Raw genomic sequence first — 13,923 nt, forward strand, 5'->3', positions numbered from 1 at the left:
ATATAATTATCTCCTATTTTACAGGAACTTCTTCCATTACATATGCTTCAATTTGATCAGCAATCTTGATGTCATTGTAGTTTTCAATTGTTACACCACATTCGAAACCTGCCTTGACTTCTTTAACATCATCTTTGAATCTCTTAAGTGATGCTAGCTTACCTTCATAGATAACAACTCCATCACGAACAAGGCGAACGCCACTTTCACGATTTATGTATCCATTGTCAACAATACAACCGGCAATTGTACCAATCTTAGAAACATTGTAAGTTTCACGAACAGTAAGGTTACCTGTGATTTTTTCTTCATAAACTGGTTCTAGCATACCCTTCATGGCAGCTTCAATTTCATCAATTGCTTGATAAATAACTCTGTGTAGACGAATATCTACGTTATCTTCTGTTGCTTGAAGTTTAGCTTGTGCTGTTGGACGAACATTAAATCCAATAACAATAGCATTACTTGCTGCAGCAAGGTTGATATCACTCTCAGTAATAGCACCAACTGCTTGATGGATAATATTTACTCTAACACCTTCAACATCAATCTTCTTAAGACTTCCTGCAATAGCTTCAGCAGATCCTTGAACGTCGGCCTTAATAATAACGTCAACTTTCTTAAGATCTCCTTCTTGCATTGTCTCGAATAGATTATCTAGAGTAACTGGATTTGTTTTTTGACGTTCAACTTGAAGAGCACGGTTAGCACGTTCTTCACCAGCTGCACGAGCTGTCTTCTCATCTTCAAAGACAACAAACTTATCTGCTGATTCTGGAACATCATTTAATCCTGTAATTTCAATTGGTTGAGAAGGTAATGCTTCAGTTATTTCTTTACCTTGATAGTCAGTCATTGTTCTAACACGACCAAAGGTATTACCAACAACAATCGGATCTCCCACATGAAGAGTACCTTGTTGAACTAGTAGTGATGCAACTGGTCCACGACCCTTATCAAGTTTAGCTTCGATAACAGTACCAACAGCTTTTTGATCAGGATCTGCTTTCAATTCAAGCACATCTGCTTGTAGAAGAATCATTTCTAACAATTGATCGATATTAATATCTTGTTTTGCAGAAATTTGAACAAAGATTGTATCTCCACCATATTCTTCAGGAATTAATTCATATTCCATAAGTTGGTCAATTACATGTTGTGGATTTGCACCTGGTTTATCGATTTTATTAACAGCAACGATGATTGGATCACCAGCTGCTTTAGCATGGTTGATAGCTTCAATTGTTTGAGGCATAACACCATCGTCAGCAGCAACAACTAGTACAACAATATCAGTAACGTCAGCACCACGAGCACGCATGTTAGTAAATGCAGCATGTCCAGGAGTATCAAGGAATGTAATTAATCTATCAGACAATCTAACTTGATAAGCACCAATATGTTGAGTAATTCCACCAGCTTCAGAATCTGTAATGTGAGAATTTCTCAAATTATCTAGCAAGGTTGTCTTACCATGATCAACGTGTCCCATAATTGTAACAACAGGAGGACGAGGTACACTGTTCTCTGAATTTTTGATTTCTTCTTCATAAAATTGATCAATATCAGCAATATCTTCTTGAACTTTTTCTTCTGATTGAATTCCATAATCTTCAGCTATAAGTTCAATTGTATCTTTGTCTAGTGATTGATTTTGATTGATCATCATTCCCAGCATGAACACTTTTTTAACAATTTCAGCTGGTTCACGGTGAAGAATTTTACCTAAATCTTGAGCATTCATACCAACTGTATAAACAAGTGTTTCTGGTAATGGACGTTCTTTTCTTTGTGGCATAACCTTCTTAGGTTCATTGTTACGCTGTTGTTGTTGCTTCTTGCGATTCTTCTTTTTCTTACGAGATCCATAAGGATTTCCAAGATTTTGCTTATTATCAAAGTTACGATTTACAGGTTTCTTACCGCGTGTATTTTCAGCAGGACCATTTGAAGGAGCAGCTGAAAATGCTTCTTTTGGTATTTCAACATTTGGCTTATTAGCAGCCGAATTTTGCACTGGTTTTTGATTATTATTAGTAACAGGTTTCTTGTCTCTATTTACATTATTAGCTGGTCTATTGTTACTTCCAGTATTGTTTGTAGGACGTGAACTATTATTATTACGTCGTGATTGATTGTTGTTAGTACTTCTTTCTGGTGTTCTAGAAGCACTTTGCATATCAGTCTTAAATTGATCTAGATACTTAGCACCTGCTCCACCTTGACGAGGTCTTGGCGCTTGTTGTTGACTAGAAATATTGTTATTACGACGATTATTGTTGTTATTATTAGGGCGACCTGAATTGTTATTGTTGTTAGGACGTCCATTATTAGGTCTTTGACCGTTAGAGTTATTTCTAGAATTATTATTATTATTAAATTTATTAGTTTTGTTCTTGTTTGGATCACGACGAACAGCACTAATTTTAATTTTTGTCTTTTCAGATGGTTTGTTGCTATCTGAAGAAGCTGGTTTAGCAGCTGTAGATTTTTCATCTGATTTAACTGCTTTTTTAGCCTTTTCAGGTGCAGCAGAATTATTTCCACCCTTTAAAGTAGAAATAATTTTCTTTTCAGCATCTTCATCGACAGAAGACATGTGATTTTTCACATCAATGTTTAGTTTTGCGGCAGCATCTAGTACAGCTTGATTTTCAACACTATTTTCTTTTGCAATAGTATAAATTCTCTTTTTAGCCATCCTATCACTCTCCTTATTTTTCAGTTATTTCAACTAATCTCTTAGCAAATCCGGCATCAGTAATACCTATTACTTTGCGCTTACGACCAATTGATTTTATTATCTCTTCGCTACTAAATTGGTCAACTACGGGAACTTTGTAAAAAGTTGCTTTATTGTTAACTTCTTTTTTTGTTCTATCACTACAATCACTACCCATAATGATTAGCTTAACACTATGATTTCTCACACCGTCTATTGTAATTTCAGTTCCACCAATTATTTTTCTTGCTCTATTGGCAATTCCAAGTAAATTTAAAAATTCATTTTTCAATGTTTTTTACCTAAATCTCCAAATAATTCCTTACGTGCTTGTTGATGTTCCACAAAATCATGAAGTTCATCATAGAAGTTTTCAGGTATAGAAGCAGAAAAAGTTTTTTCCAAAGTTTTCTTTTTCTTTGCCTTTATGACAGCTTCTGGATCTAATCCAACATATGCACCTCGACCAGATTTTTTTCCGGTTGGATCAATAGATATATTACCCTCTTTATCTTTCACAATACGAACCATTTCTCGTTTGGGAAACATTTCATTGGTTAAAATATCTTTTCTCATAGGAATCTTTTTAGTACCCATAGCTATCACCTCCTTAAAATTTATTAGATATCTTCAATGTCTACATCTTGATCATTTTCATCAACGAATTCAACTTGAGATTCTGGCTTGATATCAATCTTATAACCAGTCAGCTTGGCAGCTAATCTAGCATTTTGACCTTTTTTACCAATGGCAAGAGATAGATGATAGTCAGGAACAATAACTAAACACTTCTTACTATCTTCTTCTTCAAATTGAACTGCAATTACTTCTGCAGGGTTCAATGCATTAGCAATGAAATCTACTGGATCATCAACATATGGTACAACATCAATATTCTCACCGTTCAATTCATCTACAACTGCTTGAACACGTGATCCCTTAGGACCAACACATGTACCAACTGGATCAAGATCAGGATTTGTTGATTTAACAGCAATTTTTGTTCTATCTCCTGCTTCTCTAGCAATAGATACAATCTCTACAGTTCCATCATAAATTTCTGGAACTTCTTGTTCGAATAATCTCTTAACCAAACCTGGATCAGTTCTTGAAACAAAGACTTGAGGACCTTTTGTAGCATTTTCAACTTTTGTCACATATACCCTAATTCGATCACGAGGATTATATATTTCACCAGGCATTTGGTCTTGTTTAGCCATAACTGCTTCAATACGTCCATATGTAATATAAACAAAGCGACTATCGATTCTTTCCACAGTTCCTTGAATAATTTCATGCTCATATTGGCTGTATTCATTGTAAATGATATCTCTCTCTGCTTCACGAACTCTTTGCATTATAACTTGTTTAGCAGTTTGAGCAGCAATTCTACCGAAATCTTTAGGTGTTACTTCAAATTGCATATGATCACCAAGTTCGTAACCTTTGCTCTTCTCAAGTGCTTCTTCAAGACTTACTTCAAGTCTATCATCAACTACTTCTTCAACAACTTCTTTAACGGCATATACATGAATGTTACCTTTTTTAGCATCAAATTCTACTTCAACGTTTTGAGCTTGATTGTAATTTCTCTTATAAGCTGCAACAAGTGCTGCCTCAAGTGACTCAATCACATACTCTTTTTTGATACCTTTTTCTTTTTCAAGCGCATCAAGCGCATCAACCATTTCTTTACTCATAAATTCTCTCCTTAGAATTCAATAGCCATTCGAATTTTGGCGATTTTATCTCTAGATATTTCAACTTTTTTCTTTAAGTTTTTTACTTTGATTTCAAGAGTAATCTGATCATCAGTTAATTCTAGTAATGTACCCTCGTAAGACTTCTCCCCATCAAGCTTTTGATATAGGGAAACATTAATATATTCACCAATACTATCTTGTAATGATTCATCGTTCTTCAAAGGACGTTCTGCACCTGGTGAAGAAACTTCCAAATAGTAAGCTGGTGAAATAGGATCGAGTTCGTCCAATTTTTCACCGTATTCTTCACTTATCAATGCACAATCTTCGATGTTGATTCCACCTGGTTTATCTGCATAAACTCTCAAGTACCAATCACCACGTTCATGTACAAATTCTAGATCTACCAAGAAAAAGGCATGTTCATCTAGAATGGGTTGCAAAATAGCTTTTAGTTCTTCGATTTTTGTATCCAAAAATTAACCTCCATAAAATATTGGCAAAAAAATGAGTGAGCATTTCTGCTCACTCAATACACAAATATTAACTTCGTATAGAATATCATAAACTAGCGCCATATACAAATTTTGCTAATTAGAATAAAGAAAGTTGATTCTCGTCTGGCATACCGTCTAAAACTCCATTATCAGTCATATATTCGATAATTGTTTTAGACACTTTACCACGTGTTGATAAATCTTCTTTTGATAAGAATGGTTTTTCTTCACGTGCTGCAACTATTTGCTTAGCAACGTTATCTCCTAGTCCAGGAATAGCATTGAATGGAGCCAGTAATGTGTTTTCATCGACAATCTTAAAATCAAAAGCATCTGATTTTTCAATATCAACCATTTTAATTGTAAAGCCACGTTCCAAACACTCATTAGCTATTTCTAAAACTGTAAGCAGATTTTTCTCTTTAGTTGAAACTTCCATACCTTTATCGTTGATAACTTGCATAGAATTTTTAACTGATAACTTACCTTTAGACATAGCAACCAAATCAAAGTCGTCAGCACGTACTGAGAAGTAGGCACTGTAATATTGAACTGGGTAATGAACTTTAAAGTATGCAATACGCAATGCCATCAGAATATAGGCAGTGGCATGAGCCTTAGGAAACATATATTTAATCTTTAAACATGATTCAATATACCAATCTGGAACATCAGCTTCCTTCATTTTTTGTTTCCAATCATCGTTAATTCCTTTACCCTTACGTACACTTTCCATTATCAAGAATGACGTTTGGTCGTCCATTCCGTAGTGAATTAGATCGACCATAATATTATCACGACATCCAATAACTTCCTTCAAAGTAACAATACCCTGATCAATCAAGTCCTCGGCATTTTGCAACCATACATCGGTCCCATGTGATAATCCTGATATTTGTAGTAACTCTGAAAATGTTGTTGGATGTGTTTTCTCCAACATACCTCGAACAAATCGAGTACCAAATTCAGGTACACCTAGCGTACCTGTTTTTGAATAAATTTGCTCTGGAGCAACTTTTAATGAGTCGGTACCTGAGAATAGTTTCATAACTTCTGCATCATCAACAGGTATTGTTAACGGATCTATTCCTGTTAAATCTTGAAGAGTACGAATCATGGTAGGATCATCATGACCCAGAATATCAAGTTTTAAAATATTGTCATGAATTGAATGAAAATCAAAGTGAGTTGTCTTCCAAGCAGAAGTCTGATCATCTGCTGGATATTGAATAGGTGTGAAATCATAAATATCCATATAATCAGGAACTACCAAAATACCGGCAGGATGTTGTCCTGTAGTTCTCTTAACTCCTGTAGATCCCAAAGCCAAGCGTTCTTCTTCTACATTTTTGAATTGTTGATCTGTTAATTCTTCATAGTTCTTAACATAACCAAAGGCTGTTCTATCAGCAATTGTTCCAATTGTTCCCGCACGAAATACATTATTTTCACCAAATAACACTTTTGTATAATTGTGAGCAACTGGTTGGTAATCACCTGAGAAATTCAAATCAATATCAGGAACCTTATCACCTTTAAATCCTAAGAAAGTTTCAAAAGGGATGTCTTGTCCATCTTTTAGTAGATCTATATCACAGTTAGGACATTTTTTATCTGGAAGATCATATCCTGAACCTACTTCACCTTTTGTAAAGAACTCTGAATATTTACATTCGCCACATCGATAATGAGGTGGTAAAGGATTAACTTCCGTAATTCCCGTCATTGTAGCGACAAAACTTGATCCGACAGATCCACGGGAACCAACCAAATATCCATCTTTATTGGATTTAGAAACTAAGCGTTGTGAAATTAGATAAATAACTGAAAACCCATTACCAATGATACTTTTCAATTCTTTATCCATTCTCTCCTGCACAATTTCAGGTAGATCTTCACCATACAATTCATGTGCCTTGTCCATTGTTCTATTGCGTATTTCGTCTTCAGCACCATCAATTTTAGGAGTATACAATTTATCCTTAACAGGAGAAATATCATTATCTATCATATCCAAAACTTTTTGAGGATTATCAACAACTATTTCTTGTACAGTATTTTCATCTAAGAAATTAAATTCATCAAACATTTCATTAGTTGTTCTAAAGTGCACGTCTGGTAATTCTCTTCTAGCAAGAGGATTGCTCTTGACTGCTTTGATAACAATTTCTCGATATATTTTTTCTTCAGCGTCTAGATAGTGAACGTCTCCTGAAGCGACTACAGGCTTGTTTATTTCATTACCTAGTTTAATAATGTTTGAAATTATTTCTTCCAAGGATGTTTCATCTTGAATAATTTCACGATCTATTAAATTCTGATAAATAGGTTTTGGCATTACTTCTAGGTAGTCATAGAATTGTGCTAACTCTTTTGTCTCATCGTAACCTTTTTGCATCATACTTGTGAATACTTCACCATCTTGGCATGCAGATCCTACCAATATACCTTCTCGGTACTTGTTCAGTATTCTACGAGGAACTCTAGCTGTTCGGTAATAATATTCAGTCATTGAACTAGAAACTAATTTGAATAGGTTTTTAAGCCCTGTTTGTGTCTGAGCTAATAAAATTGCATGATTTGGACGTGCTTGTTTATAAGAATCTGCTCCACCAACATTATCATTTAACTGATTAATATTCTTAGTTCCGTAAGCGTCCAACATCTCTGAGAACATCTTATACATAATATAACCTGTAGATTCAGCATCATGATTAGCTCTATGATGATGTTCCAGTGATACATTATATCTTTTTGCTAAAGCATCTAATTTATGATTACGGTGTTCTGAATGAAGATTTCTAGACATTTCTAGTGTATCTATAACTGGCATAGAAAGTCTTTCTCTACCCATTCGCACTAAGGCTGCATTCAAAAATCCCATGTCAAAAGTAACGTTGTGCCCTGCAAGTACATCATTACCTACAAAATCCATAAATTTTGAAATTATTGTTTGTTCATCAGGTGCATTTTGAACCATAGCATCTGTAATACTTGTTAGATTGGTTGTTATATCAGATAAGGGATGTCCAGGGTTAATAAATTCATCAAATGAATCAATAACCTCCCCATCCTTCATTTTTGTTGCTCCCAACTCAATAATTGTGTCATAAACTGCAGATAAACCTGTAGTTTCCACATCAAAAATTACATATTCAGCTGGTAAAATCTCTTCGTCTCGAAGATTATATGCAATTGGATTTCCTTCATCTACTAAGTCGACCTCTACACCATAAGCTACTTTTACTCCAAATTTTTTTCCTGCACTGTATGCATCTGGAAAAGCTTGAAGAGTATGATGATCAGTTATGGCGATACCTGGTTGTCCCCAGTCACTTGCACGTTTAACAATGTCAGTAACGCTAGAGATAGCATCCATTTGACTCATATTAGTGTGAGTATGTAGCTCAATTCGTTTATTATCTTCTTCTGCTGTGTCCTGTCTATCATCATGTTTAATAACTTCGATGTCATTTGCCATTATGACAAGTTCTCTAGAAAAGTTATCTTCTTGAACATTTCCGCGTGCTTTTATCCATGATCCCTTTCCTAGAGATTCAAAGAAAGCCTCATCACCTGAATCGTTAGAGAATTTTTTTATACTAAAAGATGATGTATAGTCAGTCACCTTTAAAAGTAATAACTCACGACCGGATTTAAGTTTACGCACATCTTTATCAAATACGTAACCTTCTACAATTTTGTTACGATCTTCTTCTATTATGTCGACCATATTGGTAATTTCTTGTTTGTCAGCAATTTTCTTACCAACTCTTGAGACGGATTTAGAAGAGACAGCTTTCTTTTCATTATTAGATGCAGATACTTTTTCTTGAAATTCTTTTGTTTTTTGTTCATTTAGACTCTTAATTTCTTCAAGAGATGCTTGAGACTTTTCTTCATCAACATTCAGTCTAATTTTAAAGTTTGGAAATCCTAGATTGATATATTCTTGTTCAATCTTTGTAGTTAAATCTCCATTCATTATGTCTTTTACAAAACCATTTGTAACTTCAAGAAATACCTGATCATTTTCTAGTTTAGGAGGATTTTGACTTAATAATTGCGGAACAATTGGTGAATTTAGGTCAGCATGTTTAAGAACATATTGCCAATAATCTAACAAATCATTTTTATTCAATTGTGAATTAACTGTTGATATTTCAAAATCTACTTCTGCAATATCTCTGAATGATTCATTTAGTGCTTCAGTAAATATTTGAAATTCATTAAAAGGAATAACACTATTAAATTCAAAATAAAATGTCCAGCTTCTAGAGTTTCTGTGAACTTCAAGTTTTTCTATTTTGGCATTATCAAAAGAACCGCTACCATTTAGCTGGTTTTCCATTTTGATTTGTTTTAGTAAAACGTTAAATGATTGATTTTTGTCCATTTAAATAACCTTCGTAATCATTACGTAAAAAAAGCCTAAGACAATCTAATTGTTCTTAAGCAAAATTTTTACTGAATTAACTAATTCATCTTTATTAATTTCAATTGTTTCATCAGTGTTTCTAATTTTCAATTCAACAATACCTTGATCAGCTTTTTTACCTACTGTAATTCTTATTGGTAATCCCATCAAGTCTGAATCTGCAAATTTAACTCCTGGTCTTTCTTTACGATCATCAAGTAATACGTCAAAACCTTCATCTTGAAGATTACTTACTATCTCATTGCTTAAGTCACCTTGGATTTTATCTTCATATTTTATTGGAACAACGTGAACTTGGTATGGAGCAAGTGAATGAGGCCAAACAATACCATTTTCATCGTTATTTTGTTCAATAATGGCAGAAAGAAGTCTTGATATACCTATTCCATATGAGCCCATAATAAGAGGATTATTCTTACCATTCTCATCCAAGAAGTTAGCTCCAAGTGCCTCAGAATATCTTGTACCTAATTTAAAGATATGTCCAATTTCAATACCACGGGTGAATTTTAGAGCACCATGTCCATCTGGTGAACCTTCTCCTTCTTTCACAACACGGAAATCATGAAATTCAGGTGTTGCTTCTGATATATCTTCAAAGTTGGCATTGATATAGTGAATATTCTCTTTATTTGGTCCCAATACAAAGTTTGTTAACCCAGCAACAGAACTATCATAAAGAACTTCCACGTCTTCTTTAATATTCTTAGGTCCAATAAATCCTGGTACACTTCCAAACATTTCTTTTACTTGTTCTGGTGTTGCTTCTTCCATAAAGTCAGCAGCCAAATAGTTCTGTACTTTTACATCATTTACGTCAAAGTCTCCTCTGATCATAACTAGAACTGGTTTTTCGTCAACAACATATGCAACAGCCTTCATTATCTTACTTGCATCAATGTCTAATAAATCAGAAAGTTCAGTAATTGTATGTACATCTGGTGTTGAAACTTCTTCAATGGATAACTTATCTTCAGATACATTATCATCAATTTTACTTACTGCCATTTCGATGTTAGCAGAATAATCACTTTCATCTGAATAAACGATAGTATCTTCACCGATAGCAGCCATAGCAGAAAACTCTTTAGAAGTTTTTCCACCCATAGCTCCAGCGTCACCGATGATTACTCGATAATCTAATCCACAGGCATCATAAATATTGCGGTATGCTTGTTCCATTTGATTGAATACTACATCTAGCTGATCAGTATTAGCTGTAAATGAATAAACATCTTGCATAATAAATTCACGTCCACGAAGTAGTCCATAACGAGGACGATCTTCATCACGAAACTTAGTCTGCATTTGATAGAGAACTAATGGTAATTTTTTATAACTGTTTAAACTTTCTTTTACAATATTTGTAAAGACTTCTTCATGTGTAGGACCTAATATAAAATCTCGTCCATGACGATCTTTTAATTTAAATAGATTTTCACCATACGTTTCGTATCGTCCACTTTCACGCCATAAATCGGCAGGAAGTAACGATGGCATCTGCATTTCAGCAGCATCTATTTTTGCCATTTCTTTACGAATAATGTTTTCTATTTTTTGAATAACTGTCCAGGCAAGAGGAAGGTAACTATATGCCCCTGCTGATACTTGTCGAACATATCCAGCTCTAAGCATCAACTGGTGGCTAATCGCCTCTGCATCAGATGGTGTTTCCTTTAATGTCGGAATAAGCAGTTTTGATTGTTTCAAGTTTTCTTCCCCCTATTTAATAAAGAACCTTTGAATATCATTCCATGTAACTGAAACCATTAGAATAACAAGAATAGCTACACCAACAAGTGTTATAACATTTTCGTATTCTTCTGGAATTGGTTTACGTCTGATAGCTTCAATGATGTTTAGCAAAATTTTACCACCATCTAAAGCTGGTATAGGAATCAAGTTAACAATTCCCAAATTGATTGAAAGCATAGCCATAAATGATATTACATAAAGCAATCCGTTTGATGAAGCTTGTGCTGTCATTGAATAGATACCTACTGGACCTGACAATTGGTTAAGATTAAATCCACCAGTGACCATGACCTTTAGTGCATGGAATATTTGACTTGTAACTTCCCAACTGTGAGTGAAACCGTAAGTTATTTTAGCACCAAATCCAGAATCAGTACTTCCACCAATTCCAATCATTCCATATTTATCACCATTATAAGAAACGGACTTAGGAACTAAATTGATATTTTCGGTCTTATTTCCTGATTTAACTTGAACAGTTATCTTCTTACCAGGATTATCTTGAATATTATTCTGAACATCTGTCCACTTATTAGTTGTCTTACCATTAACTTTTATAATTTTATCATTCTTTTTAATTCCAGCCTTTTGAGCCACAGAATCCTTTTGTACCATACCTATTTGATTACTTGATGATGGTACACTACCTGACATAAATGCAAATAGCATAAATAAAAGAATCGCTAAAATAAAATTACCTAGTGGTCCTGCAAAGTTTGTAATCATTCTTTGCCAAACAGAAGCAGATTGAAGTTGTACATCTCGAGGTGCTATTTGAACTTCTGTTCCGTCTTGTTCAATAATAGTTGCATCGTGATCTACAGTATAACTCTTTGTCTCTGATTCATCACCATTTTCAAAACCTTCAATTACTAAATCATCGACTAAATCAGATTTAGAAACTTGAACTGGTATAGCATTATCTTCTTGAATTTTACTAGAAATAATTATTTTAGTAACTTTTTCGTTGTCATTTAAAACTAAAGAAATCATTGTTCCTGGTTTAATTTCAGAATCGTCTTCTTGAGATCCAGCCATTCTGACATATCCACCCAAAGGCAATAGTCTTAAAGTATATGTAGTGCTATTTCTGCGATAAGCAACAAGCTTAGGACCCATTCCAACAGAAAATTCTCTGACTAAAATTCCAGATTTCTTGGCTGCATAGTAATGTCCAAACTCATGAACAATAACTAAAATACCAAATACAATTATAAAAGTAATTATTGCGGTCATATAAACCTCCGAATGGATTAAACTAATCCAAATAAATGTAATAACGGTAGAACAATAAGCATACTATCAAATCTATCTAAAATTCCACCATGTCCTGGAAGAATGTTTCCTGAATCTTTAACTTTGTAGTATCTCTTATACGCTGATTCAATCAAATCACCCATTTGTCCCATAATTGAAAGGAATAAGGCAATTAGCAGCATTGTTGCCATTGAATAATGTTGTGGAACAAAATACATATAAATTCCCGAAAGGACTAATGCACATATGATACCGGCAATTGTTCCTTCCCAAGTTTTATTTGGGCTAATTGTTGGCCATAGTTTATGTTTTCCGATTTTTCTACCGAAAACATATGCAAAAATATCAGTTGACCAAATTACAATAAATGCATACATCAACAATGCAAAACCATCATTAGTATTTCTAACTGCTGCTAGATAGTGAAATCCCATTCCAATATATAACATTGAAATTACTGAAACAGCGGCATCTTCAAATGTATATTTATTCTTTGAAAGAACTGTCCAGATTAACAATAGAATAGCAAAAATATAGAATACATCAATTCTTGAGAATTTATCAGGTAACCAAATCTTATAAAATCCTACAGGTAAAGCTAGAGAAATGGTTCCCAAGACACTTATAACAAAATCCATTGAAACAATGATTCTCTTACGCATGATGTATATTTCAAAAATACCCACAACAGCAAGTGCTGCAGCTGTAACTTCTAGCCAAATACCTCCAACAAGTAATATTGGAATAAAAATGGCTAATGCAATCACAGCAGTAATAACACGTTGTCTCATAATAATATGTCCCCTTATTTTACAGATCCAAATCGTCTGTCTCTCTCGTTAAATATTTTTATATCTTCAACCAAGTTTTCAGACGTAAAATCGGGCCAGTAAGTCTCATCAAAAATCATTTCAGTATATGCCATTTGCCATAACATAAAGTTAGAGATACGTTCTTCACCACTAGTTCTAATCAAAAGATCAGGATCAGCATATTTACCTAAGATACTAGTCAATAGATTATTATTGATAAGATCTTCATTGATATCATCAATTTCTATTGATCCTTCTTTTACTTTTTGAGCAATTAGCTTTGTAGTATTAACAATTTCAGCTCTACTTCCATAATTAAACGCAAAGTTAAGTATCATTCCGGTGTTTTCTTTTGTATCTTCAACGGCTTTTAAAACAGTTTTCTTAGTTTTATTAGGTAAATCATCAACAAAACCAGTGACTTCAACTTTGATATTTTCCTTAATTAAATCAGGCATAAAAACATCAAAGAAATCAATTGGCAATTTCATTAAAAAACTAACTTCGGCACTAGGTCTTGTCCAATTTTCAGTAGAAAAAGCATAAAGACTTAAAACTTTCACGCCAAGATTACTTGCAGCTGTTGCAATTCTTTTAACGTTATTCATTCCTTCTTTATGCCCTGAAATTCTAGGTTTACCTACTCTTTGAGCCCAACGTCCATTACCGTCCATTATGATAGCAATATGGTTGGGAATATTCAGTTCAGAATCACTATTTTTTAACATAAATTAATTAC

9 protein-coding genes and 1 pseudogene are annotated in these 13,923 nt (G+C 33.9%); all 10 read right to left on the reverse strand.

Annotated elements, in window-relative coordinates; genetic code table 11:
- Nucleotides 1–13 precede the first annotated feature (13 nt).
- The 10 genes and pseudogenes from infB to CS873_RS05470 all read right to left on the reverse strand — a co-directional run bounded on the left by infB (nt 14) and on the right by CS873_RS05470 (nt 13,912).
- Nucleotides 14–2,701, reverse strand: a complete 2,688-nt coding sequence (infB, locus tag CS873_RS05425; protein WP_099974859.1) for a translation initiation factor IF-2 — start codon at nt 2,699–2,701, stop codon at nt 14–16.
- Between the two features lie 13 nt (nt 2,702–2,714).
- Nucleotides 2,715–3,014: a L7Ae/L30e/S12e/Gadd45 family ribosomal protein gene (locus CS873_RS05430; protein ID WP_099974860.1), complete on the reverse strand. Its 300-nt coding sequence runs from the start codon at nt 3,012–3,014 to the stop codon at nt 2,715–2,717.
- Nucleotides 3,011–3,319: an RNase P modulator RnpM gene (gene rnpM, locus CS873_RS05435; protein ID WP_099974861.1), complete on the reverse strand. Its 309-nt coding sequence runs from the start codon at nt 3,317–3,319 to the stop codon at nt 3,011–3,013. Before rnpM ends, CS873_RS05430 begins: the two co-directional genes overlap by 4 nt.
- Before the next feature lie 50 nt (nt 3,320–3,369).
- Nucleotides 3,370–4,422, reverse strand: a pseudogene (nusA, locus tag CS873_RS05440) (transcription termination factor NusA); the annotation flags it as partial.
- Nucleotides 4,423–4,433: 11 nt separating this feature from the next.
- Complete coding sequence (gene rimP / locus CS873_RS05445) at nt 4,434–4,901, reverse strand: ribosome maturation factor RimP (RefSeq protein WP_099974862.1); 468 nt, start codon at nt 4,899–4,901, stop codon at nt 4,434–4,436.
- Nucleotides 4,902–5,019: 118 nt separating this feature from the next.
- Nucleotides 5,020–9,318 carry a PolC-type DNA polymerase III gene (locus tag CS873_RS05450; protein WP_099974863.1) on the reverse strand — a complete coding sequence of 1,433 codons (4,299 nt, stop codon included), beginning with the start codon at nt 9,316–9,318 and terminating at the stop codon, nt 5,020–5,022.
- Between the two features lie 45 nt (nt 9,319–9,363).
- Nucleotides 9,364–11,070: a proline--tRNA ligase gene (locus CS873_RS05455; protein ID WP_099974864.1), complete on the reverse strand. Its 1,707-nt coding sequence runs from the start codon at nt 11,068–11,070 to the stop codon at nt 9,364–9,366.
- Between the two features lie 12 nt (nt 11,071–11,082).
- A complete protein-coding gene (gene rseP / locus CS873_RS05460; protein WP_099974865.1) occupies nt 11,083–12,351 on the reverse strand; it encodes an RIP metalloprotease RseP in 1,269 nt (422 codons plus the stop codon).
- A 17-nt stretch (nt 12,352–12,368) separates the two neighbouring features.
- Nucleotides 12,369–13,163, reverse strand: a complete 795-nt coding sequence (locus CS873_RS05465) for a phosphatidate cytidylyltransferase (protein WP_099974866.1) — start codon at nt 13,161–13,163, stop codon at nt 12,369–12,371.
- Nucleotides 13,164–13,177: 14 nt separating this feature from the next.
- Nucleotides 13,178–13,912, reverse strand: a complete 735-nt coding sequence (locus CS873_RS05470; protein WP_099974867.1) for an undecaprenyl pyrophosphate synthase — start codon at nt 13,910–13,912, stop codon at nt 13,178–13,180.
- Between the last annotated feature and the right edge of the window lie 11 nt (nt 13,913–13,923).

The sequence above is a fragment of the Companilactobacillus metriopterae genome (genome assembly GCF_002762335.1).
Classification (GTDB): Bacteria; Bacillota; Bacilli; order Lactobacillales; family Lactobacillaceae; genus Companilactobacillus; species Companilactobacillus metriopterae.

Excerpts from the sequence above, each read along its gene's own strand:
- infB (WP_099974859.1), bottom strand. The coding sequence starts at position 2,701 with ATGGCTAAAAAGAGAATTTATACTATTGCAAAAGAAAATAGTGTTGAA.
- rnpM (WP_099974861.1), bottom strand. The coding sequence starts at position 3,319 with ATGGGTACTAAAAAGATTCCTATGAGAAAAGATATTTTAACCAATGAA.
- CS873_RS05450 (WP_099974863.1), bottom strand. The coding sequence starts at position 9,318 with ATGGACAAAAATCAATCATTTAACGTTTTACTAAAACAAATCAAAATG.
- rseP (WP_099974865.1), bottom strand. The coding sequence starts at position 12,351 with ATGACCGCAATAATTACTTTTATAATTGTATTTGGTATTTTAGTTATT.
- CS873_RS05465 (WP_099974866.1), bottom strand. The coding sequence starts at position 13,163 with ATGAGACAACGTGTTATTACTGCTGTGATTGCATTAGCCATTTTTATT.
- CS873_RS05470 (WP_099974867.1), bottom strand. The coding sequence starts at position 13,912 with ATGTTAAAAAATAGTGATTCTGAACTGAATATTCCCAACCATATTGCT.